At 63.5% G+C, this 23,164-nt stretch carries 24 protein-coding genes; 17 read left to right on the top strand and 7 right to left on the bottom strand.

The window, feature by feature from the left end; all coding sequences use genetic code 11:
* Positions 1-121 precede the first annotated feature (121 nt).
* The 5 genes from ABIB66_RS18520 to ABIB66_RS18500 all read left to right on the top strand — a co-directional run bounded on the left by ABIB66_RS18520 (position 122) and on the right by ABIB66_RS18500 (position 4,515).
* Entirely contained in the window at positions 122-394 is a 273-nt protein-coding gene (locus ABIB66_RS18520) for a helix-turn-helix domain-containing protein (RefSeq protein ID WP_247353060.1), read from the top strand.
* Between the two features lie 109 nt (positions 395-503).
* Positions 504-2,258 carry a SulP family inorganic anion transporter gene (locus tag ABIB66_RS18515; protein WP_354208176.1) on the top strand — a complete coding sequence of 585 codons (1,755 nt, stop codon included), beginning with the start codon at positions 504-506 and terminating at the stop codon, positions 2,256-2,258.
* 93 nt (positions 2,259-2,351) lie between these two features.
* The gene (locus ABIB66_RS18510) at positions 2,352-3,185 is read left to right on the top strand and encodes a shikimate dehydrogenase (protein WP_354208174.1); all 834 of its coding nucleotides are present in this window, start codon (positions 2,352-2,354) and stop codon (positions 3,183-3,185) included.
* Between the two features lie 65 nt (positions 3,186-3,250).
* Positions 3,251-3,877 (top strand): hypothetical protein, encoded by a 627-nt coding sequence (locus ABIB66_RS18505; protein WP_354208172.1) that lies wholly within the window; start codon positions 3,251-3,253, stop codon positions 3,875-3,877.
* A 14-nt stretch (positions 3,878-3,891) separates the two neighbouring features.
* A complete protein-coding gene (locus ABIB66_RS18500; RefSeq protein ID WP_354208170.1) occupies positions 3,892-4,515 on the top strand; it encodes a single stranded DNA-binding domain-containing protein in 624 nt (207 codons plus the stop codon).
* A 210-nt stretch (positions 4,516-4,725) separates the two neighbouring features.
* On the opposite strand, the gene ABIB66_RS18495 is transcribed toward ABIB66_RS18500, so the two are convergent.
* Entirely contained in the window at positions 4,726-5,862 is a 1,137-nt protein-coding gene (locus ABIB66_RS18495) for an alpha-hydroxy acid oxidase (protein WP_354208168.1), read from the bottom strand.
* Positions 5,863-6,011: 149 nt separating this feature from the next.
* Between ABIB66_RS18495 and ABIB66_RS18490 the strand changes: the two genes are divergently transcribed.
* The 11 genes from ABIB66_RS18490 (at position 6,012) to ABIB66_RS18440 (ending at position 17,117) form a co-directional block, all read left to right on the top strand.
* Complete coding sequence (locus ABIB66_RS18490) at positions 6,012-6,179, top strand: hypothetical protein (RefSeq protein ID WP_007596725.1); 168 nt, start codon at positions 6,012-6,014, stop codon at positions 6,177-6,179.
* A 219-nt stretch (positions 6,180-6,398) separates the two neighbouring features.
* Entirely contained in the window at positions 6,399-7,742 is a 1,344-nt protein-coding gene (gene glmM / locus ABIB66_RS18485) for a phosphoglucosamine mutase (protein WP_275172491.1), read from the top strand.
* 124 nt (positions 7,743-7,866) lie between these two features.
* Complete coding sequence (locus ABIB66_RS18480) at positions 7,867-9,117, top strand: MFS transporter (protein ID WP_354208162.1); 1,251 nt, start codon at positions 7,867-7,869, stop codon at positions 9,115-9,117.
* 234 nt (positions 9,118-9,351) lie between these two features.
* Complete coding sequence (locus ABIB66_RS18475) at positions 9,352-10,188, top strand: outer membrane protein (protein WP_275172493.1); 837 nt, start codon at positions 9,352-9,354, stop codon at positions 10,186-10,188.
* 167 nt (positions 10,189-10,355) lie between these two features.
* Positions 10,356-11,183, top strand: a complete 828-nt coding sequence (locus ABIB66_RS18470; RefSeq protein WP_354208160.1) for an outer membrane protein — start codon at positions 10,356-10,358, stop codon at positions 11,181-11,183.
* A 70-nt stretch (positions 11,184-11,253) separates the two neighbouring features.
* Positions 11,254-11,844, top strand: coding sequence for a glutathione S-transferase family protein (locus ABIB66_RS18465; protein ID WP_354255170.1), 591 nt, complete (start codon positions 11,254-11,256; stop codon positions 11,842-11,844).
* Positions 11,845-11,869: 25 nt separating this feature from the next.
* Positions 11,870-12,334 carry a GNAT family N-acetyltransferase gene (locus ABIB66_RS18460; protein WP_354255167.1) on the top strand — a complete coding sequence of 155 codons (465 nt, stop codon included), beginning with the start codon at positions 11,870-11,872 and terminating at the stop codon, positions 12,332-12,334.
* A gap of 156 nt (positions 12,335-12,490) precedes the next feature.
* Positions 12,491-12,697: a hypothetical protein gene (locus ABIB66_RS18455; RefSeq protein ID WP_007614735.1), complete on the top strand. Its 207-nt coding sequence runs from the start codon at positions 12,491-12,493 to the stop codon at positions 12,695-12,697.
* A gap of 79 nt (positions 12,698-12,776) precedes the next feature.
* Entirely contained in the window at positions 12,777-13,949 is a 1,173-nt protein-coding gene (locus ABIB66_RS18450; RefSeq protein WP_354208154.1) for a phosphoserine transaminase, read from the top strand.
* Positions 13,950-14,083: 134 nt separating this feature from the next.
* A complete protein-coding gene (serA, locus tag ABIB66_RS18445; RefSeq protein ID WP_354208152.1) occupies positions 14,084-15,673 on the top strand; it encodes a phosphoglycerate dehydrogenase in 1,590 nt (529 codons plus the stop codon).
* A 271-nt stretch (positions 15,674-15,944) separates the two neighbouring features.
* Positions 15,945-17,117 carry a thiolase family protein gene (locus ABIB66_RS18440; protein ID WP_275172497.1) on the top strand — a complete coding sequence of 391 codons (1,173 nt, stop codon included), beginning with the start codon at positions 15,945-15,947 and terminating at the stop codon, positions 17,115-17,117.
* Positions 17,118-17,202: 85 nt separating this feature from the next.
* Here ABIB66_RS18440 and ABIB66_RS18435 read toward each other — a convergent pair whose 3' ends face one another.
* The 4 genes from ABIB66_RS18435 to ABIB66_RS18420 form a co-directional block, all read right to left on the bottom strand.
* The gene (locus ABIB66_RS18435) at positions 17,203-18,108 is read right to left on the bottom strand and encodes a hypothetical protein (RefSeq protein WP_085348788.1); all 906 of its coding nucleotides are present in this window, start codon (positions 18,106-18,108) and stop codon (positions 17,203-17,205) included.
* A gap of 120 nt (positions 18,109-18,228) precedes the next feature.
* Positions 18,229-18,381 carry a hypothetical protein gene (locus ABIB66_RS18430; RefSeq protein WP_354061644.1) on the bottom strand — a complete coding sequence of 51 codons (153 nt, stop codon included), beginning with the start codon at positions 18,379-18,381 and terminating at the stop codon, positions 18,229-18,231.
* Between the two features lie 297 nt (positions 18,382-18,678).
* A complete protein-coding gene (locus tag ABIB66_RS18425) occupies positions 18,679-18,906 on the bottom strand; it encodes a hypothetical protein (protein WP_354208149.1) in 228 nt (75 codons plus the stop codon).
* Positions 18,907-18,948: 42 nt separating this feature from the next.
* Positions 18,949-19,137, bottom strand: coding sequence for a hypothetical protein (locus ABIB66_RS18420; RefSeq protein WP_354061648.1), 189 nt, complete (start codon positions 19,135-19,137; stop codon positions 18,949-18,951).
* Positions 19,138-19,288: 151 nt separating this feature from the next.
* On the opposite strand from ABIB66_RS18420, the gene ABIB66_RS18415 reads away from it, so the two are divergent.
* Positions 19,289-21,292 carry a BTAD domain-containing putative transcriptional regulator gene (locus tag ABIB66_RS18415; RefSeq protein WP_354255163.1) on the top strand — a complete coding sequence of 668 codons (2,004 nt, stop codon included), beginning with the start codon at positions 19,289-19,291 and terminating at the stop codon, positions 21,290-21,292.
* A gap of 3 nt (positions 21,293-21,295) precedes the next feature.
* Here the strand turns inward: ABIB66_RS18415 and ABIB66_RS18410 are convergent, their stop codons facing one another.
* Together ABIB66_RS18410 and ABIB66_RS18405 are read right to left on the bottom strand one after the other, a co-directional pair.
* Positions 21,296-21,763, bottom strand: a complete 468-nt coding sequence (locus tag ABIB66_RS18410; protein WP_354255160.1) for an MAPEG family protein — start codon at positions 21,761-21,763, stop codon at positions 21,296-21,298.
* Between the two features lie 254 nt (positions 21,764-22,017).
* Positions 22,018-23,061: an AI-2E family transporter gene (locus ABIB66_RS18405; RefSeq protein ID WP_354208143.1), complete on the bottom strand. Its 1,044-nt coding sequence runs from the start codon at positions 23,059-23,061 to the stop codon at positions 22,018-22,020.
* Positions 23,062-23,164 lie beyond the last annotated feature (103 nt).

The raw sequence follows: 23,164 nt of genomic DNA, 5'->3' as shown, positions 1-23,164 counted from the left end.
TGACGGTGGAGGGGGTGGCTTGCACGGCGAACTTCCCCTTGCGTTCGGCCTTAGTTGATGTATTTTACATCATTGTACATGCTTCAGATGTCACTTATAAAGGCTGAAACGTGAGGCCAAGGTGATCACGTCGTTCCAGATGCGGGCAGCGCGCGCGCTGCTTGGCATTGACCAGAGAGCCTTGGCGGAGCTCGCAGGCGTTTCGCTGCCGACCATTCAGCGGATGGAGGCGAGCACCGGCAACGTCCGCGGCGTGGTCGAGACCTTGATGAAGGTGGTCGAAGCCTTTGATCGGGCCGGCGTCGAGCTGATCGGCGAACAGGCGCGCAGCGAAGGCGGCGGACGTGGCGTTCGGCTCAAGCAGCCAGGGCCGCCGCGGCGAGTGGGAGCATGATCCCGCAATGATCGTGCTCGGAAGCAGTCTTAACTAACGCACCGTCGCGCCCCGCTACGCGGCCGCACGATGCATCGAAGCGTTGTGGGCAGCGGAGCAATTTGCTGAAATGAGCATCACAGGCGAACACGCAGGCAAGCTGCACCAGCTTCGTCGGCCGACCTTTACCGAACTCTATCTGCCAAAGCTCGTCACCGTATGGCGCGAGGGCTATGGCCTATCGGATTTCCGCGCCGATGTGTTCGCGGGCCTCACGGTCGCGATCGTCGCGTTGCCGCTGTCGATGGCGATCGCGATCGCCTCGGGCGTGACGCCGGATCGCGGACTCTACACCGCTGTTGTCGGCGGCTTCATTGCGTCACTGCTCGGCGGCAGCCGGTTCCAGATCGGCGGTCCCGCCGGCGCCTTCATTGTGCTGGTTGCGGCGACCGCCGACCGTCACGGAGTCGACGGCGTGATCCTGGCCACGCTGATGGCGGGCCTGTTCCTGATCGCTGCGGGCTTCCTGCGGATCGGCACCTATATCAAGTTCATTCCGTACCCGGTGACGGTCGGCTTCACGGCCGGCATCGCCGTCATCATCTTCGCGAGCCAGCTGCGCGATCTCGGCGGGATCACGCTGGTGGCGAAGGAGCCGAGCGAATTCGTCCCGAAACTCGTCGCGCTTGCGGGGGGCCTGCACACCGTCAATCCGTCGGCCTTGGCGGTCGCGATCGTGAGCATTGCCATCATCGCCGGCCTGCGACGCTGGCGTCCGTCCTGGCCGGGCATTCTGATCGCGGTCGTGCTCGCGGCGGTCGCATGTGCCGTGCTGTCGCTGCCGGTCGAGACCGTCGGATCGCGCTTCGGCGGCATTCCGCGCGAACTGCCTTCGCCGGCCTTGCCCGCGTTCTCGCTTGCGAAGGCGACCGCCGTGCTGCCGGATGCGATCTCCTTCGCGCTGCTCGCCGCCATCGAATCGCTGCTGTCGGCGGTGGTGGCCGACGGCATGACCGGGCGCCGTCACCGCTCCAATTGCGAGCTGGTGGCGCAAGGCGCCGCCAATGTCGGCTCGGCGCTGTTCGGCGGCATCTGCGTCACGGGGCTGATCGCGCGTACCGCGACCAACATCCGCGCCGGCGCGCGGGGGCCGCTCGCGGGTATGCTGCATTCGGTCTTCCTGCTGCTGTTCATGCTGATCGCAGCGCCGCTCGCGAGCTACATCCCGCTGGCCGCGCTCGCCGCCGTGCTCGTCGTCGTGGCCTGGACTATGGCGGAGAAGCACGAATTCGCGACGCTCCTGCGCTCGTCATGGGGCGATGCCGTCGTGCTGCTCGCAACTTTCCTGCTCACCATCTTCCGCGATCTGACCGAAGGCATTTTGGTCGGCTTCGCGCTTGGCGCGGTCCTGTTCATCCATCGCATGGCGGAAATGACCGGCATCGAGGAAGGTTCGCCGATGGTGGCCGCCGATCGTCCCGACGACGAAAATGGCGAGCGCGTGCCTTACGACCCCGCGCTCGCGGTCGATCGCGACGTGCTGGTCTATCGCATCACCGGCGCGTTCTTCTTCGGCGCGGCCTCGGCGATCGGCAGCGTGCTCGACGGCATCGCCGACAAGCGCAAGGGTTTTGTGGTCGATTTCGCCGCGGTGCCGTTCCTGGATTCGACCGCGGCCAACGTGCTCGGCCGCGTCGCCGCCAAGGCCCACCGGCAGGGCATCCGGCTGTTCATCACGGGGGCATCGCCAACGGTTCGCCGCGCGCTGCTCACCCATGGCGTCACGCCGCCACGCGCGCGCTATCGCGAGACCATCGCGCGTGCGGTGGCCGACATCAAGGGCGGCGCGGCGCACCCCGCAGCTGGTGAGACAGGCACGACCTGACGTCGAGCCTCTCCCGAGACGGCCCGCGCGCTTGACAGGGCCTGCGGGACGCGAAATGGATCGCCTCCGAAACGACCCCAGGGGAGGACGACCGTGACCAAGGCTCCCGCAGCCTGTCTGATCGGATGGCCGGCCGCGCATTCGCGCTCGCCGCTGATCCATCGTTACTGGCTGCGCACGCTCGAGATCGAGGGCGGCTATGTCATCGAGGCGGTTCCACCCGATAATTTGCGCGATTTCGTGCTGCGGCTGTCGCTGCGCGGCTTCGTCGGCGCCAACGTCACCATCCCGCACAAGGAGCGCGTGCTTGAGCTCTCGACGCCCGATGCCCGCGCGCAGGCGGTGGGGGCGGCCAACACGCTGTGGTTTGCGGATGGCGAGCTGCGCTCGACCAACACCGACGTCGAGGGCTTTATCGGCAATCTCGATGCCAGCGCGCCCGGCTGGGACGCAGCCAGCGAGGCGCTGGTGCTGGGCGCCGGCGGCTCCGCGCGGGCCATCGTGTTCGGGCTGCTCGAACGCGGCATCAGCTGCGTGCATCTCGCCAACCGCACCATCGCCCGGGCCGAGATGCTTGCAAGCCAGTTCGGGCCGAAGGTGCATCCTGTTGCGTGGGAGGGGATCGACGACATCCTGCCGCGTGCAAAACTTCTCGTGAACACGACCTCGCTCGGCATGCACGGTCAGCCTTCACTCGACATTGAAGTGGCGCGCCTGCCGGATGGCGCTGTCGTCGCCGATCTCGTCTATGTCCCGCTGGTGACGCCGCTGCTGGCGGCCGCAAAGGCGCGTGGACTGAAGACCGCCGACGGGCTTGGCATGCTGCTGCATCAGGCGGTCCGCGGCTTCGAGCTGTGGTTCGGCCAGCGGCCGCAGGTCACGGCCGAGCTGCGTGCGCTGGTCGAGGCTGATCTCACAAAGACTTGAAAGAATAGCGCGTAACCTCCGGAGTTCTATGTCCGTAAGGGCGATAGGGACAATCGGAGACCATCATGTCTGTTCAACGTGCAACTTTCACACGTCCGCTCATCGCCGTCGCGATGGTGGCCGTCTCGACCCTCTCGGCACTTGCGCAAAGGGCGCCGGTGCCGACGCGCGTGCGTGGCACGATCGAAAGCGTCAATGGTGACACGATGCAGGTCAAGGCGCGCGGCGGCGAGGACGTCAAGCTGCACATCGCCTCCGACGTGAACGTGTCAGGCATTACCAGGATTTCACTTGCCGACATCAAGCCCGGCTCCTTCGTCGGCGCCACCACCGTGCCCGGACCGGACGGCGGCGCGAACGCGGTCGAGGTCCACGTGTTTCCGGAGAGCATGCGCGGCACCGGCGAGGGCTCGCGACCTTACGACCTCAAGCCCAACTCCAGCATGACCAATGCGACCGTGTCGGAGAGCGTCGTCGGCAATGACGGCCATACGCTGCTGGTCAAGTACAAGGACGGCGAGAAGAAGGTGTTCGTCGCCGACAATACGCCGGTGGTGACCTTCGTGCCCGGCGACAAATCCGATCTGAAGGCCGGCGCCAAGGTCATCGCCTTCATGAAGCAGCTGCCGGACGGCTCGTTCGAAACCAACCGCGTCAGCGTCGGCCGCGACGGCCTGACGCCGCCGATGTAATAGAGGATAACAACATGTCGAAGAGAACCTGGATATCACGCATTGGCGTGGCCGCATTCGCCGCCTGCATCGTCACGTCATCCGCCCTGGCGCAGCAGACGCCGACGGTGCGCATCCGCGGCACCATCGAGAGCGTCGACGGCAACACGCTCGGCATCAAGACCCGCGAAGGCAGCGACATGAAGGTGCGCATGACCGACAACGTCGCCGTCTTTGCGGTGGTGAAGACGTCGTTATCGGAGATCAAGGACGGTTCCTATATCGGCGTTACCGGCCTGCCGGAGCCCGACGGCACCCAGAAGGCAATCGCGGTGCACATCTTCCCTGAGAACCAGCGCGGCGCGGCCGAAGGTTTTCGTCCCTGGGACGCGCGCGCCAATTCGACCATGACCAACGCCACCGTGGCGCAGACGGTGAAGGGCACCGACGGCCAGAACATCACGGTCAAGTACAAGGACGGTGAGAAGAAAGTCGTGGTGCCCCCGGACACGCCGATCGTCACCTTCGTCGCCAGCGACAAATCCGAGCTCAAGCCCGGCGCCAAGCTGATCATTTTCGGTGCGGTGAAGAAGGACGATGGTTCGCTGGAAGCCAACCGGGTGAATGTCGGCAGGGATGGGGTGACGCCGCCGATGTGAGGTGTGCTGCTGCGGCGACATCTTCAGTGTCGTCCCGCCGAAGGCCGGGACCCATACCGCGTGATCTATCGTTGGGCGCAGGTCTCAGTACCGCGCGAAGGCTGAATAACTACCGATCTTCGCCAAATTACTCGCTGTGGCTATGGGTCCCGGCCTTCGCCGGGACGACGGCTGAGTTAGAAGCGGCTGTTTTTCGCCACACTACGACGGTCACATCGCGATGATATGTTCGTCAATCTCGTCAATCTTGTTGACGCCGCACAGGCCCATGGTGGTGAGCAGCTCTTTCTGGATAATGTCGATCGCCTTGGCGACGCCGGCCTGGCCGCCGGCGCCGAGGCCATAGGCGTAGGCGCGGCCGATCATGCAGGACTTTGCACCGAGCGCGAGCGCGCGCATCACGTCCTGGCCGGAGCGGATGCCACCGTCGAACATGATCTCCATCCTGTCACCGACCGCCTCGGCGATCTCGGGCAGCACCTCGATCGATGACGGCGCGCCGTCGAGCTGACGGCCGCCGTGGTTCGAGACGACGAGAGCCTGCGCGCCGGTCTTGGCGGCTTCCTCGGCGTCCTCGACGTCCAGAATGCCCTTGATGATCAGCTTGCCCGGCCAGATGCTGCGGACCCACTCGACGTCTTTCCAGTTCAACGATGTGTCGAACTGCGACGCCGTCCACTCCGCGAGGCGATTGAGGTCCCCGGTGTTCTTCACATGGCCGGCGATGTTGCCGAAGGTGCGGCGCTTGCCCTGGAGCACGCCCGACACCCAGGTCGGCTTGGTGGCAAAGTCGATCAGCTTCGAGAGCGACCATTCCGGCGGAACCGTCATGCCGTTCTTGATGTCGGCGTGGCGCTGGCCGATGACCTGGAGATCGACTGTCAGCACCAGCGCGGAGCATTTCGCCGCGATCGCGCGCTGGATCAATTCCTTGATGAAGCCGCGGTCCTTCATCACGTAGAGCTGGAACCAGAACGGCTTCTCGACACTGGCCGCGATGTCCTCGATCGAGCAGATCGACATGGTCGACTGCGTGAACGGGATACCGGCGGCTTGCGCGGCGCGGCAGGCATGGATCTCGCCATCGCCATGCTGCATGCCGAGTAGGCCCACCGGCGCGAGTATCAGCGGCATGGTCGAGGGCTCGCCGAGGATCGTGGTGGAAGTGTCGCGTTTGGAGACGTCGACCAGGATGCGCTGGCGGAACTTGATTGCCTGCATGTCATCGCGGTTGGCGCGCAGCGTTTCCTCGGCGTAGGAGCCGCGGTCGCAATAATCGAAAAACGCCTTCGGCACGCGGCGCTGATGCAGTGTGCGAAGATCGTCGATACAGGTGATGTGCTTCATGAACGTTTCCCCGGCCCGGATTGTATCGGAAGAGTCTGCATCGGAAGTCTTGTAGCGGAAGAGGCTTGCATCGGAAGATCGAGGGGTCATCTAGCATGGTTGGATGCACAGCCAAATCGTTTGCAAATCGTTTTGAAGAGGAGGGCGCCATGACCAGGCCGCACACCGGACCGACGCCGGAAGAGATCAAGGAGAAGCATGATCTTGAGGAGGCGCTGGAGGAAGGTCTGGAAGAGACCTTTCCGGGCTCCGATCCCGTCAATGTCACCCAGCCGGCGCCGAGCCGCGGGGACGGCCATGTGAAGCGCTCGGACTAGCGCGGGTTCCGGCCTGTTCCGGCGACCTGGCCGGAAATATAATGTTAACAGGACGTTATCGGAGCCCGGGCACCCCCGGTTCCGTAATGATTCATCATATTTTTTGAAGCCAAGTTAGCTGCGATGGCTTTATAAGAACTCAGCAAATCAGGGATGCGGGTCCCGCTTGGGCACCCGGAGGTTGTATTGGGGATCCCTGGTTGTTGCGTGGGGGACGATATGAGCCGCAAATATTTCGGGACGGACGGGATTCGGGGCCGCGCCAACGGACTGATCACGCCGGAGCTCGCGCTCAAGGTCGGCCAGGCCGCAGGCCTCGCGTTTCAGCGCGGTGACCATCGCCACAGGGTCGTGATCGGCAAGGACACCCGCCTGTCCGGCTACATGATCGAATACGCGATGGTGGCGGGCTTCACCTCGGTCGGCATGGATGTGCTGCTGGTCGGCCCGATGCCGACGCCGGCGGTCGCGATGCTGACCAAGTCGATGCGCGCCGATCTCGGCGTGATGATTTCCGCCTCGCACAATCTGTTCGAGGACAACGGCATCAAGCTGTTCGGCCCGCAGGGCTTCAAGCTCTCCGACGATGTCGAGAAGCAGATCGAGCAGCTGCTCGACGAGCCCATCGACAAGCGTCTCGCCCAGAGCGCCAGTCTCGGCCGCGCCCGCCGTATCGACGGCGTGCATGATCGCTACATCGAATTCGCCAAGCGCACGCTGCCGCGCGATCTGTCGCTCGACGGCCTGCGCGTCGTGGTCGATTGCGCCAATGGCGCCGCCTACAAGGTGGTGCCGGAAGCGCTGTGGGAGCTGGGCGCCGACGTGATCCCGATCGGCGTCGAGCCGGACGGCTTCAACATCAACAAGGAATGCGGCTCCACCTCGCCGGAAGCGCTGTCGAAGAAGGTGCGCGAGATGCGTGCCGACATCGGCATCGCACTCGACGGTGACGCCGACCGCGTCATTCTGGTCGACGAGCGCGGCCACATCGTTGACGGCGACCAGCTGCTCGCGGTGATCGCGCAGAGCTGGAAGGAAGACGGCCGGCTGTCGCGATCGGGCATCGTCGCCACCGTGATGTCGAACCTCGGCCTCGAGCGCTTCCTCAATGCGCAGGGGCTCGATCTCGTGCGCACGCCGGTCGGCGATCGCTACGTGCTCGAGCAGATGCTGAACGGCGGCTACAATCTCGGTGGCGAGCAGTCCGGCCACATCATCCTGTCCGATTACGCCACCACCGGCGACGGCTTCGTTGCCGCATTGCAGGTGCTTGCCGTGGTGCAGAAGCTGCGCCGGCCGGTGTCGGAAGTCTGCCACCGCTTCGATCCGCTGCCGCAGATCCTGAAGAACGTCCGCCACAAGGGCGGCAAGCCGCTCGACAATTCCGACGTCAAATCGGCGATCTCCGACGGCGAGCAGCGGCTCAACGGCCACGGCCGTCTGCTGATCCGCTCCTCCGGCACCGAGCCGGTGATCCGCGTCATGGGCGAGGGCGAGGATCGCATCCTGGTCGAGGACGTCGTCGATACCATCGTCACCGCGCTCGGGCAGGCCGCGGCTTAAGGCGCATCGCGAAGCACGATCGTAGCCCGGACGCATCCCAGCCATCGACGATTGGCGGTGGATCGGTCGCCGCGCGCAGCGTAACTAGCAGGTCGCGGCAATGTGCCGCGCCTGGATCGATCCATTGAACAAGCCTGTCGTCGTCTCAGAGGAAACGCTGACCGAGCCCGTCATCGTCAGCGACGTGACGCCGGCGGCGAAGTCAGCGGCAGGGCCGGCCTATGTCGTGCTGGCCGGCATCAGCTTCTCCCACTTCCTCAACGACACCATGCAATCGCTGATCGCCTCGGTGTATCCGATCCTGAAGGACACCTACGCGCTCGACTTCGCGCAGATCGGCATGATCACGCTGGCCTTCCAGTTCACGGCCTCGCTGCTCCAGCCGGTAGTCGGCCACTACACCGACAAGAAGGCGCAGCCTTATTCGCTGTCGATCGGCATGGCCTCGACCTTCTTCGGTCTGTTGCTGCTCAGTGCCGCCCACCAATATCTCGTCATCCTCGTCGCCGCCGCGCTGGTCGGCCTCGGCTCGGCGGTGTTTCATCCGGAGTCGGCGCGCATCGCGCGGCTCGCCTCCGGTGGCCGCTACGGTTTTGCGCAATCGGTGTTCCAGCTCGGCGGCAGTTTCGGCACCTCGATGGGACCGGTGCTCGCCGCGCTGATCGTCGTGCCGTTCGGGCAGGGCAGTATCGCCTGGTTCTCCTCGATCGCCTTCCTCGCGATCCTCATCCTCTGGCGCATCGGCCGCTGGTACGAACCGCAGATCAAGGCGAAGAAGACCGCGGTCGCTCAAGCCCATCCCGACGCGCCGAACTCGCGTCGAGTCGTCGTTGCGCTTCTCGTGCTGGTGGCATTGCTGTTCTCGAAGCAGCTCTACGTCTCGAGCCTGTCGAGCTACTACATCTTCTATCTGATCGACCGCTTCGGCGTGTCGACGCAAGCCGCGCAGATGTATCTCTTCATTTTCCTCGCGGCGAACGCGGTCGGCGCTTTTCTCGGTGGACCCTTGGGCGATCGCTTCGGCCGCAGGATCGTGATCTGGATCTCGATCCTGGGGGCGCTGCCGTTCACACTGGCGCTACCCTATGCCGGGCTCTACGCGAGTGCGGTGCTGTCCGTGATCATCGGCCTGATCATCTCCTCGACGACGTCGTCGATCATCGTGTTCGCGCAGGAGCTGGTGCCGCATCGCTTCGGCATGATCTCCGGCGTGTTCTTCGGTGTCGCGTTCGGCATCGGCGGCCTTGGCGCCGCCGTGCTCGGCAAGCTCGCCGACCACACCTCGATCGCGTTCGTCTACCAGGTCTGCGCCTACCTGCCGGCGATCGGCCTGCTCGCGGTGTTCCTGCCCAAGCTGCCGCGGCACGCGCGTTAATATATCCTGTCTTGCTGCAACGCGGCCTCATACATCGTTAGGAAATGCGGCGAAGGGGTCGCATTTGGCGCTGCATTTTGCAACGCTCGCGCCGCACGCGCGTGTGAGTAGAGAAAAAATCAACCTTAAAAATTAGGGTTAAGTGGCGCTTAAACATTTGCTGGCATCGTCCCGACCGTGAGTTTCCAGAACGTGAGGCGCCGTATTGCCTCACCGGCCAAAAGGACGAAGCCAATGCGTAGCGTTAAGTCTCTCCTTGCCGCGGGTGCGGCAACCCTGATCTCCTCGATGGCGTTCGCCGCCGACATGCCGATCGCGGCGCCCCCTCCGATGTACGCGCCCCCGGCTCCGCCCGCCGATTTCGGTGGCTGGTACCTGCGCGGCGACGTCGGCATGACCAACCAGAGCGCCAAGCGCATCGACAGCGCGACCGCGCAGGCGTTCCCGACCCAGACCGTCGGTCTCGGCTTCGATTCGTCGCCGCTGTTCGGCCTTGGCGTCGGTTATAAGTTCAACAACTGGTTCCGCACCGATTTGATCGGCCAGTATCGCGGCAAGGCCAATCTGCATGGCTCGGACAACGTCACGCTCGGAGCCGCCGATTTCGAAGCCAACAACTACTCCGGCAGCAAGTCCGAGTGGGTCGTCATGGCCAACGCCTACGTCGATCTCGGCACCTGGTGGTGCATCACCCCGTTCATCGGCGCCGGTGTCGGCGGCTCCTACAACAAGCTGAGCGGCTTCCGTGACGACGGCACCCGCATCAATGCTGGCGGTCTCTCCAACAGCGTGACTTACTTCGCCGACAACGGTAAGTGGAATCTTGCCTGGGCGGCTCATGCCGGTCTTGCCTACAAGGTCAGCCCTGGCCTAACCGTCGAACTCGCCTATAGCTACATGGATCTCGGCGACGCGAACCCCGGCAACTTCCGCGCCTATGACAATAGCATCTCTGGCGCGTCGACGATCAAGGTCAAGGACATCACTTCGCATGACGTGAAGCTCGGCGTGCGTTGGGACCTCAGCAGCCCGCCGGCCTACATGCCGCCGCCGCTCGTCACCAAGGGCTGATCGTCCGCCTGATCGGTTAGGACTTCTTAACGGCGCGGGATCATCCCGCGCCGTTTTGCTTTGCGTATTTTTCATGGCGAGCGGCGACGAAGGGCTCCGACGCAACCATTGGTTAAGGTTAACGGGCCATGATCACGAGCGAAAGTTCGAGTTCGATGGAGCGTTCGATGCGTAGGCTATTGTTGGCGGCGGCGATGTTGGGGACGGTCTCTGCGGCGCACGCGGCCGATCTCTCCGATCTTCCGATCCTGCGCGGCAGCTTCACCGACGGCTTGAGCAAGTCCAACGTCAACTGGCAGGGAAGCTATATCGGCGCCCAGGGCGGCTATGGCTCGTCGGACGAGAACTTCAGAGGCTCGACCAGCAACATGATGGCGGCGTTGTTGGCCGATACCTTGGTCGAAAATGAGATGGGCGTATCGCAGTGGAACCTCGGACTTGGCAAGGCTTCACAACGCACCAGCGGCTACGGCGCTTTCGTCGGCTACAATGCCCAGTGGGACGATGTCGTACTCGGCCTCGAGATCAGCTACTTGCATGGCAAGTTCGGTGGATCGGCGTCGGCCTCGGAGCGGCGCGTGAGCGCCCTCGCTCTGTCCGACAACAATTTTCACGACGTGACGGCGACCTCCACGTCATCGATCAACATCAGCGACATGGCGACATTCCGCGGCCGCGCAGCTTACGCCTGGGGATGCTTTCTGCCCTACATGTTCGCGGGTCTCGCACTCGGGAATGCCGACATCATCCGCACGGTCAGTGCGCAGGACCGCATCAGCGCGACCCAGCTCGGCACCTATACTCCACTCGCGCTGCTGAGCTCGACGGAGGCCCAGCATAACCATTTGATCTACGGCTACAGCGCCGGTCTTGGTGTCGACGTCAATCTGGTCGGTGGCCTGTTCTTCCGCGGTGAGTACGAATATATCCGCTTCAGCTCGGCGGTCGACACCAGCATCAACACCGTCCGCGCCGGTCTCGGCTACAAGTTCTGACGCGCCCGCGCGGGCCGATTGACAGGCCGCCTCCGTCCTGATGCTCTGTCGCTGAACGCGGGGGGCAGCGATGCGGATCTACGGCGATAGCAATTCCGGCAATTGTTTGAAGGTGAAGTGGGTCTGCAACAAGCTCGCGGTGCCCTACCAGTGGATCGAGATCGACACCCGCAAGGGCGAGAGCCGTACGGCGCAATTCCTCGAGATGAACGGTGCCGGCCAGGTGCCCACCGTTGCTTTCGACGACGATCGCACGCTGGCGCAATCCAATGCCATCATCCGCTATCTCGCGCGCGACAGTGCGCTCATTCCGGGCGATGCCTTCACTGCCGCCAAGATGGACGAATGGCTGTTCTGGGAACAATACAGCCACGAGCCCTACATCGCGGTGTGCCGCTTCCAGCTCGTCTATCTCGGCAAGGATGCCTCCGAGCTCGATCCTGAAAAGGTCAAGCGCGGCTATGCGGCGCTCGACCGCATGGAGCAGCATCTCTCCGGCAACCGTTTCCTCGCCGGCGATGCGGTTTCGCTCGCCGATGTCTCACTGCTGGCCTATACCCGCGTTGCGCATGAAGGCGGCTTCGATCTCGGCCGCTTTGCAGCCGTCCGCCGCTGGATCGCCGAAGCCGAGACCTGTCTCGGCCTTCCCAAGGCGCGTTAAGGCGCGCTGAGGCAGGAGTCACGTTATGAACGCCGAATCCGTCTCCATTCGTCCCGCGCGCCGCGAGGATGTTGCTGCGATCGTGGCGATGCTCGCCGACGATCGTCTCGGGAGCGCACGCGAGCGCGTCGAAGACCCGTTGCCTGCGTCCTATTACGAGGCATTCGCGCGGGTCGAGCGCGATCAAAATATCCAGCTCGTGGTTGCCGAGAGCGAGGGCAGGGTGGTCGGCTGTCTGCAACTCGCGATCCTGCCGGGTCTCAGCTCGCAAGGCGGCCTGCGCGGTCTGCTCGAAGACGTTCGCGTTGCTTCCGATTGCCGCAGCCGCGGCATCGGCGAGCAATTGGTGCAATGGGCGGTGACGGAAGCGAAAGCGCGCGGCTGCAATCTCGTCGAACTGCTGACGCATCAGACGCGAACAGATGCGCAGCGCTTCTACAAGCGGCTTGGGTTCACGGCGAGTCACGTCGGCATGACTGTCCGCTTTTGACGCAGCACGCTATGAGCCTTGCGCGATCAGCGAAATCGGATCGCGCGTACGTTCATATTAAGAGCTGATAAACCACCGCTACGGCGTTCACGTTGGTGAGGGAACGAACGGTGCTACGGGACGTCGAAACCGGGCTCGATCGGTTCGGGGATTTCGATGACAAGCTATTCGATGATCAAGGTCGGCAACGACTACGTCGTGCAGGCCAATGACAAATGTATTCTGAAAGTCGGCAGCCGTCGCCGCGCCGCGCAATTGATCAGCGAAGCCACGGACTTGTTGAACGCGCTCGCCGCCGTCGAATCCCCCAAAATCGCACCGGAGGCGCCATCACTCGCGCGTGAGGCCCCGGAACTTCCTTGACTGGTCTTCCCGATTCCCGTATCAGCCGCGGCGGGACACCTCCCCCCAACGGGAGGCTTACTATCTGGAAGGGTAGACGATGACTTTAGCGAAGCCCGCTTCGCGGCCGAACGTGCCGCATTTTTCCTCCGGCCCCTGCGCCAAGCGCCCCGGATGGAATGCCCAAAATCTCAAGGACGCAGCGCTCGGCCGTTCGCATCGCGCGAAGGTCGGCAAGACCAAGCTCAAGCTCGCGATCGATTTGACGCGCGAGGTGCTCGAAGTGCCCGCCGATTATCGCATCGGCATCGTGCCGGCCTCCGATACCGGCGCGGTCGAGATGGCGCTGTGGTCGATGCTGGGTGCGCGCCCCGTCACCACGCTCGCCTGGGAATCCTTCGGCGAGGGCTGGGTCAGCGACATCGTCAAGGAATTGAAGCTCAAGGATGTCACCAAGCTCAACGCAGCTTACGGTGAGATCCCTGACCTCTCCAAGGTCGATCCGAAGTCCGACGTCGTCTTCACCTGGAACGGCACCACCTCGGGCGTGCGCGTGCCTAACGCCGATTGGATCAGCGCGGCCCGCGAAGGTCTGACCATCTGCGACGCCACCTCGGCCGCGTTCGCGCAACCCCTCGACTGGGCCAAGCTCGACGTCGTCACCTTCTCCTGGCAGAAGGCGCTCGGCGGCGAAGCCGCGCACGGCATGCTGATCCTGTCACCCCGCGCCGTGGAGCGGCTCGAAACCTACAAGCCGGCCTGGCCGTTGCCGAAGATTTTCCGCATGACCAAGGGCGGCAAGATCAACGAGGGCATTTTCGTCGGCGAGACCATCAACACGCCGTCGATGCTCTGCGTCGAAGATTATCTCGACGCGCTGAACTGGGCCAAGTCGATCGGCGGCCTGAAGGCGCTGATCGCGCGCGCCGACGCCAACACCAAGGTGCTCGCCGACTGGAAGGCGAAGACGCCCTGGATCGACTTCCTCGCCAAGGACGCCGCGATCCGCTCCAACACTTCGGTGTGCCTGAAGTTCACCGATCCCGCGATCACCTCGCTCTCCGAGGACGCGCAGGCCGACTTCTCCAAGAAGCTGGTGGCGCTGGTCGAGAAGGAAGGCGCGGGCTACGACTTCGCCTACTACCGCGATGCGCCCGCAGGCCTGCGCATCTGGTGCGGCGCCACCGTGGAAGCCAGTGATGTCGCGCTGCTGACCCAGTGGATCGACTGGGCCTTCGCCGAGACCAAGGCCACGCTCGCCAAGGCGGCGTAAGCAAGCTTCGCTCGTCGCGTTATCTCATCTCGTCATGGCCGGGCTTGACCCGGCCATCCATCGAAGAGAATGGATCCGCGGGTCAAGCCCGCGGATGACGGTCTCAGATTTATCGACCATCAGGGATCATTCCCATGACCAAACCCAAAGTTCTCATTTCCGACGCGCTCTCTCCCGCCGCCGTACAGATCTTCAAAGACCGCGGTGTCGAGGTCGACTTCCAGCCCAATCTCGGCAAGGACAAGGACAAGCTCGCCGAGATCATCGGCAATTACGACGGCCTCGCGATCCGCTCGGCGACCAAGGCGACCGCGAAGATCCTCGAGAAGGCGACCAATCTCAAGGTGATCGGCCGCGCCGGCATCGGCGTCGACAACGTCGAGATTCCCGCCGCCACGGCCAAGGGCATCATCGTGATGAACACGCCGTTCGGCAATTCGATCACGACTGCCGAGCACGCTATCACCCTGATGCTGGCGCTGGCGCGCGAGATTCCGCAGGCGGACGCTTCGACCCAGGCCGGCAAGTGGGAGAAGAACCGCTTCATGGGTGTCGAGATCACCGGCAAGGTGCTCGGCGTCGTCGGCTGCGGCAACATCGGCTCGATCGTCGCCGACCGCGCGCTCGGCCTGCGCATGAAGGTGATCGCGTTCGATCCGTTCCTGTCGCCGGAACGCGCCAGGGACATCGGCGTCGAGAAGGTCGAGCTCGACGACCTGCTCAAGCGCGCCGACTTCATCACCCTGCACACCCCGCTGACCGAGAAGACCAAAAACATCATCGACGCGTCGGCGATCGCCAAGATGAAGAAGGGCGTGCGCCTGATCAACTGCGCCCGCGGCGGCCTCGTCGACGAGCAGGCCGTGGTCGACGCTTTGAATTCCAAGCACATCGCCGGCGCCGCCTTCGATGTCTTTGTCGAGGAACCCGCGACCAAGAACGTGCTGTTCGGTCATCCCAACGTGATCTGCACGCCGCATCTCGGCGCGTCCACCACCGAAGCCCAGGAGAACGTCGCGCTTCAGGTCGCCGAGCAGATGTCGGATTACCTGCTCACCGGCGCGATCTCGAACGCCGTCAACTTCCCATCGATCACGGCGGAAGAAGCGCCGAAGCTGAAGCCGTTCATCGCGCTCGCCGAAAAGCTCGGCTCGTTCGCGGGCCAGCTGACCGAGAGCGGCATTCTCAAGGTCGAGATCACCTATGAGGGCCACGTCGCCGAGATGAAGATCAAGGCGATCACCTCCGCCGTGCTGTCCGGCCTGCTGCGGCCGATGCTGGGCGAGGTCAACGTCGTCTCCGCGCCCGTCGTCGCCAAGGAGCGCGGCATGGTGGTCGACGAGATCGTCCGCGCCGCCCAGAGCGACTATGAAAGCCTGATCACCGTCACGGTCACCACCGAGCGGCAGGAGCGGTCGGTCTCGGGCACGGTCTATGCCGACGGCAAGCCGCGCCTCGTCGACATCAAGGGCATCCGCGTCGACGCCGAGTTCGGCAAGTCGATGATCTACGTGACCAACGAGGACAAGCCGGGCTTCATCGGCAAGTTCGCGAGCCTCTTGGGTGATGCCAAGATCAACATCGCGACCTTCCATCTCGGCCGCGTCGCGCCGGGCTCCGATGCCATCGCGCTGATCGAGGTCGACGGCGCGGTGCCGGCCGATCTGCTCGCCAAGGTGCAGGCCCTGCCGCAGGTCAAGCAGGTCAAGGCGCTGACGTTCTAATCGAGCTTTCTCCGTCGTCATGGCCGGGCTTGACCCGGCCATCCACGTCTTGCCCGGTCGGAGAGAGAACGTGGATGCCCGGGACAAGCCCGGGCATGACGAGTGGATAGAGTGATGCTCACATTGATATTCCGACCCGCGGAACAACGCCGCCCTCTCGCGAGGGCGGCGTTTTTATTTCTCCCGCGACCGCTGCACTTTGTGTACCAATGGCGCCGAGAAGACCTCGACCGACGCACCGGTCAAAATCGTTCGAAAAGGGAGAAAAACAATGCGTGAAGCCGTCATCGTTTCCTATGCACGCACGGGCCTCGCGAAATCCGGCCGCGGCGGGTTCAACATCACCCCGCCGATGTCGCTTGCGGCCCACGCCATCCACCACGCGGTCGACCGCGCCGGCGTCGAGAAGGACTATGTCGAGGATTGCTATCTCGGCAATTGCGCCCATGGCGCGCCGAACATCGGCCGCCAGGCCGCGCTGCTGGCAGGAATGCCGAAATCGACCGGCGGCGTCTCAGTGAACCGGTTCTGCTCGTCCGGTCTCCAGACCATCGCGATGGCCGCCAACTCGATCCGCTCGGACGGTTCCGACTGCATCGTCGCAGGCGGCGTCGAGAGCATCTCGATGCCGGGCGGCGGGACGCCGAAGGAATCGATCGATCCCGAGCTGCTCAAGACGGCACCGGCGATCTTCATGGCGATGATCGACACCGCCGACATCGTCGCCGAGCGCTACAATCTCAGCCGTGAATATCAGGACGAGTATTCGCTGGAGTCGCAGCGCCGCATGGCCGCCGCGCAGCAGGCGGGCAAGTTCAAGGACGAGATCGTCCCGATGAAGACCAAGATGAAAGTGGTCGACAAGGCGACCAAGGCCGAGTCGATCGTCGATTACGTCGTCGACCGCGACGAGTGCAACCGGCCCGAGACCACGCTGGAAGGTCTCGCCAAGCTCGAGCCCGTCAGGGGTCCCGGCAAGTTCGTCACGGCCGGCAACGCCAGCCAGCTGTCGGACGGTGCTGCGGCCGTGGTGCTGATGGAAGCCAAGGACGCGGAGAAGCGCGGCCTCAATCCCATGGGCCGCTTCGTCGCCTGGGCGGCCGCGGGTTGCGAACCGGACGAGATGGGCATCGGCCCGATCTTTGCCGTGCCGAAGCTGTTGAAGCGCCATGGCCTGAAGATCGACGACATCGATCTCTGGGAGCTCAACGAAGCCTTCGCCAGCCAGTGTCTCTATTCGCGCGACAAGCTCGGCATCGATCCCGACAAGTACAACGTCAACGGCGGCTCGATCGCGATCGGCCATCCCTTCGGCATGACCGGCGCGCGGCTCACCGGCCACATCCTCCAGGAAGGCAAGCGCCGCAAGGCGAAGTGGGGCGTCGTGACGATGTGCATTGGCGGCGGCCAGGGCGGCGCGGGACTGTTCGAGATTTATAGCTGAGACAGACTGCAGGACTGCAAAGGGCACGGCGCCGCAAGCGCCGTGCCCTTTGTTTGAGTACCAGGTCAGGCGTGCACTCTTTGGATCACCGGTTTTGTGGGATGAAGCGGCTGAAGGAAGGTAGTCTAAGACAAAGCTTGATGATGAGGGGAAGCGCGAGGACCGGGATGACGCACGCAGCGACATAACCTTCCGCCAGCGACGGCAGACCGAAGCTCGCCGCTGCCCACACGAGCGTGACGTTGCGGTTTCCGCTCACGAGACCGATGGTACCGGCGGTTTGCCACCCCAGTCTCGCGAACGTCATGGCAGCGAGGACGCACAGACCGAAATTGAACACGATCGCCGCGGCGAGCATCACGTCGAAACGCAGGGCGTTGCTGGTCCATTGCGCCCGTATGCCTTGCGAGGTGGCAAGCCCCACGATCATGAGCCCGACAACGGCGATCCCGGTGGCGGCGCTTTGATCGGGCAGAACGGGAATCACATGACGACGAAACCTCATGGCTAAGAAGGCCACCAGGCCTGCAGCGCCGATAATGCTGAAGAGCCGGATCGCCAGCCCGCCCATGTCGAATGCAATTCCAAGTCCGAGTACCGTGGCAAAACTCGGAATCGAGATCGGTGTGAGCAAGGTCAGTGCGATGGAAACGAGCAGTGCGAGACGTGGTCGCAAACCGAGCATTCCGGCGATCGCAGCGGCGCTTCCGACCGGCGGCGCCAGCAGTGAAAGCAGAACGCCGGCCCGCAGCGCAGGATCAAGCGGAGCAAAGGACAGCAGAATCGCAGCAGCGAATGGCAGCACCAGGCCAACCCAGGCAAGCACCACGCCCATCAGGAGCGGACGAATGCTGGCTTCAGAGGGGGCAAGACCCGCCGTAAGAAACGAGCCCAGCGTCAGAAGAAATGCCGAAAAAGGCAAAAGATCGTAGCCGAGATGAGCGAAGGGAGTGATCACCAGCCCTGCGCAAAGCGAGATCACCAGGAGCATGGGTCCTTGTCCGCCAAGCGTGGACAATATCCGGCCAACGTACATATCAGCTCCTCAGGACTTGCGCATCGACGACGATGCGTCTTCAGATTTCAGTCATGTCGGCCACCATTGCGAACGTCAGAAGAATCCGGCGCTCAAATCCAGGCCGTAGGTTCGTGAGAGCACGAACACAAAGACGCACGCTGCGCACAACAAGAAGGCGTGCTTCGCCAATTCGGCACCGATGACCGAGAGGACCGTGCGGGAAATCGTGCGTATGATTGCTGGCATGTTGCCTCCTGGGTTTTCAAATCCCATGAACCGGCTGCATGTGGCGGCCGTCAGTCGGTGTGCGAAGCGAGGATCAGGGGCGGATCACCTCGCTCGGTCGACGCGCGCTGAATGAGGATCGCGCCGATCACGTGAACGAGGCCGAATCCCAGCAGAACGAGGATCATCAGGCGCGTCTCGCCGCCTGTTCGCTTTCTGTCGTGCGATGCTGGAGATCTGGCCCGAATTGGAGACGCAGCACGGTTGTGATTGTTCACGATTGTCCTCATATGCTTCGCTGTCGCTCGTCCCGATCGCCTACGGTGTCGGCGGGTTCGAAATGTAGTGGGTGACGAAATCATTGGAGGCGAGGTTGGCTTGGCGCTCTCGGGGCGCCTTGCTTATTGCCGCGAAGGCAATCACCAGCGCCATGAGCGAGCCATAGAAGGCGACCACTCCAAGTCTCCACATCGCAACCAATCGCTGTTCTTGGTCGGACGCGAGAAACCTCTGCGATTGTCTTCCCTGCTGTGCGATGTCGGTCAATGCGACCTCCTGTTTGATGGCTGTTGTGATGCCGGCGTGCGATCAGTCGCCTCCGAAAAGGAGCGGTGCGACGGGCGGCGCCGACTGCGAAGCGGCCCTGAGTGCCGGGTGTGCAAAGGTCGTCAACGCTGCGTCGAATCCGGCGAGCACCACGAATAAGCCAACGACGATCATGATGAGGTGATGCGCGCGCACGCTGACTTCCGGATGAAATTGCTCCGCGTCGATCAACCAACCGGCATCTCGTCGCGATGCGATCTGAACCCACTGTCGTCGTCGCCGGCGTCACTCGGCCGTCACCGCAGCGTTAATATTGTTCGCTAAGGCGGCAATTCGTGTAGGATGTATATCCGTAAGCGCATCTGCTTATTTTTGAGGCGGAATGACCGAAACTGCACCCGCGCCCAGCCCAAGTTTTACTCTCGCACTTCTTGGACGTTTTGAACTGATCGGGCCGGACGGCGCCGTCAGCTTGCCGAACAAGAAACTCGCGGGATTGCTGGCCTATCTGGCCTGCACGGCACCTCAGCCTCAGCACCGCGAAAAGCTCTCGACCTTGCTGTGGGGATCGCACTTCGAAGCGCAGGCGAAGCAAAACCTGCGACAGGCGCTGTTCAAGCTACGTCAAGTTCTTGGTCAGAGTGCTCTCAGGAGTGACGGCGAATTCATTTCGTTGAATGCCGTTGTGATCACCTGCGATGTGCCGCAATTCGAGCGGCTTGTCAGAAAGGGCAGCCGTGACGCGCTGACCGCGGCGGCAGATCTCTATCGCGGGCGCCTCGTCGATGACATCGCGGTCACCGCTGAGGGCTGGAGCGAGTGGCTGGCCGGCGAACGCGAGCGGTTATCGGAGCTGGCTGTCGGCGCGATGGTAGCGCTCGGCGACCAGGAGCTGTCCGACGGACGTGCCGGCGATGCCCTGCTCGCCGGCCAGCGCGCCAATGCACTCAACAGCATGCGCGAGGATGCGCACCGCCTGATCATGCGCGCGTTGTCCGCGGCCGGCCGCAACGCCGAGGCACTCAAATATTATCAGGCCGTCGTTGTCTTGCTGAAGCAAGAGCTCGGCACCGCGCCCGATGCGGCGACCACCGCCCTGGCTGCGGAATTGCGCAAGGTCCAGGAGCAGAAGATCGTTCTGCCGGCAGCGGAGCCGACGGCAGACCTTTCGCACCAGGCGGAGCACGTGTTCGGCAACGACAGGCCCTCCGTGGCGGTGCTTCCGTTCCGCAACATGGGTGGTGAAACCGAACAGGACTACTTCGCCGATGGCGTCACTGCAGACATCATCACCGCTCTATCGCGCTTTCGCGAGCTCGTGGTGATCGCGGCCGGATCGAGCTTTGCCCTTCGGGACAAGGGAATGACCAGCCGGCAGATTGCGCAGCAACTCGGTGCGCAATACGTCCTGAGCGGTCATATTCGCAAGGCGGGCAACCGCATTCGCGTCTCGGCCGAGCTCACTCATACCGGAAGCGAGGCCCAGGTCTGGTCCAATCGCTACGACCGCCCCCTGGTCGACATCTTCGACCTGCAGGACGACGTCAGCAGCAGTGTTGCCGCAGTCGTCGATCCCGCCGTTCGTAGCGCCGAGATCGAACGCGCACGCCGCAAGCCGCCAACTGATCTTTCGGCCTATGATCTGTATTTGCGCGGCCTTCACCATTTATGGGGCGGCACCCGCGAAGGTATCGTCAAGGCCATCGATCTGCTTCGGCGGTCTCTGAGCCTCGATCAGGAGCGAACGGCGACGCTGGCGGCGCTGGCTTGGGGACTCGTGATGGCTCCGCCGCTCGGCGCCAACATGTCTGCGGATGCCGCGTCCGAGGCGGTCGGTCTGGCGCGCCGCGCCGTCGAGCAGGATAGTGGGGACGCTTTCGCCCACGCTGTCTACGGCTTCACGCTGTTTGGGCCCGCCGGCGACAACGATCAGGGGCGCATTCACGCCAGCGAAGCCGCAAGGCTCAATCCGAGTTCGGCTTTCGCATGGGGTGTACTCGGAATGATCGACAGCATGGGAGGCGATTATGCCAACGCACTCGCATGCCTGCATCGGTCTCTCGTCCTTAGCCCCGAGGACAGCATGCTCCATATGTGGATGACGGGATTGACCGCGTCCTACTTTGCCCTCGGGCAGTACGAGGAGGGCGTTGCCTGGGCGCGCAAGTCGGTTCGGCACAATCCCAGCAACGGCACCGGACATCGCATGCTCGCGGCCAACCTGGTCGGGGTCGGCCGGCTGGAGGAAGCCCGCGAGGTCACCCGGGTTCGCGATGCGGCACAAAAAACGACGATCCGCGATCTGCGCGCCATGCGCTTTTTCAAGCAGCACGAGGCGCTTGAACGCTACCTTTCGGCCCAGCAGATAGCCGGCGTGGCCGACTGAGCCTCAAGCGCCGAGTGCAACGAGCAGCGTGCGCATGGTCATGAAGACCAGGATGACCGAGCCGACGGTCCACAGAATTGCGCGAATGTCGTGAATTTGCCCGGTGAGATAGGCGAGAAAATGCAGCAGGCGTGAGGCAACGTAGCCGTAGAGCAGGCATTGCGCGAGAAGCAGCGACGGCTTTGTGAGAACATAAAGAAAGCCCGCGACCAGGAAATACGGCAGGCTCTCGAGATCGTTCATCTGGATCCGGCGGATCCGCTCCACATCTTCGTTGGGAAGAAGCTGCGCCGGATCGGGCGCGGGATTCAGTCGTGTCTTCTGGATGTCCTCCGGCGAACGGTAGCCGCCCTGGGCCCTCACCATCCGGACTACGGTGAGCCACGACATCGCCACGGCCTTGAGGATGATCAAGCTGGCGGCAACGACATAGGTGGCGAAGAGGGGATCGTGAAGATTGATTCCGTCCAATTTGGTACCCCGCTCCGGCAGGGCCATACTACATGCCCGAGCGGGTTGCGCCACTACGTAAAGGCAGCCGCCAATCCAGTCCCAGCCTGATCTCGCCTTACGCCTTCGCCAGCGCCGGTCCGAACACCACCTCGATCGCGATCGGCTATCCCTTCGGCATGACCGGCGCGCGTCTCACTGGCCACATCCTCCAGGAAGGCAAGCGCCGTGCCCTTTTGCTTTCGGCGCGTGCTTGGGAATACGCCCGCGGTGACTCAGCCGTTCTTCTCGTGCGCGGCAGGTCGGAAGACCCACTCGCGCCAGACCACCAGCAACGCCGACATGATCACCGGGCCCAAGAACAAGCCCAGAAGGCCGAAGGCAGCCAAGCCTCCGAAAATTCCGACGAACGCAAAGAGAAACGGCAGCCGCGCGGAGTCGCCGACCAGGGTCGGCCATACGAAATGATCGCCGGCCAACATGACGATCGCGCCCCAGAAGAAGACGCCCGCGGCTGCGAAGCCGCTGCCTCCGCCTGAGACCAGGACCAGCGCCGCAGCGGTGAAAGCCAGCCAGGCGCCGAAGGGAAGCATGGCGAAGGCCGTGGTCAAAATCGTGAATACGATGGCATTCGGCACGCCCGCGACGAAATAGGCCACGCCGATCAATAATCCCTCGCCCGCGGCGACCAGCACCGTACCGTTCACGGTGCCGCGGATCGCGCCGACCATCTGCTCGGCGAGACCCTCTCCCGCCTCACCGAAAAGCCGATCGCAGGTTTCCAGCACGCGGCCCGAGATCGACCGGCCGTTGCGCAGCAAGACGAACAAGGCCACCAGCGAGAAGAACAGAAGAAACAGGCGGTGAAGCAGCTGGCCGCCGAAGGTTCGAAGCAATTCCGATGCGTTGTCTGCGTTGACGCTTTTCAGCCATGCGGTCGCGGCCTTGGGATCGGAAAGATTGCTGCGCCACCACTGCTCCATGCTCTCTGCGGCGATCGGAAGGCGGGCGAGCCAATCGGGCACTTCGATCCCGCTCTCTCCGGCCTGCTTCATCCAGCCCACGAGCAGATCGCCTTGTTGCGCGATCTGATAGACGGCAAGCGACATCGGCGTAAACAGGATGAGGGCGACGACGAGCGTGAAGACCAGCGGGGCCAGGCTGGAGCGGCCGGAGCTCACGCGTGCCGCGAACTTGGTGTAGAGCGGCCACAGGCTGGTTGCGAGAATCGCGGCCCAGATCAACGCGGGGAGAAATCCCGCCGCCGTCCACAACGCAAGTGCGACCAGCGCGAGGGCAAGCACGACCCGTGCGTTCATGCGCGCGCCCGCGCCCGTGGGCAGCGGCTTTCGCTCAGTTGCGGTGGGGCCTCCCTCGCTCCGCACCGTGTCGCTTCGCTTGGGCGAACGCTGCTTCGATGCC

Source organism: Bradyrhizobium sp. F1.13.3 (assembly GCF_040548265.1).
Lineage (GTDB): Bacteria > Pseudomonadota > Alphaproteobacteria > Rhizobiales > Xanthobacteraceae > Bradyrhizobium.
Note: the sequence above shows the minus strand (reverse complement) of the source record. Positions and strands in the feature narration are given on the sequence as shown.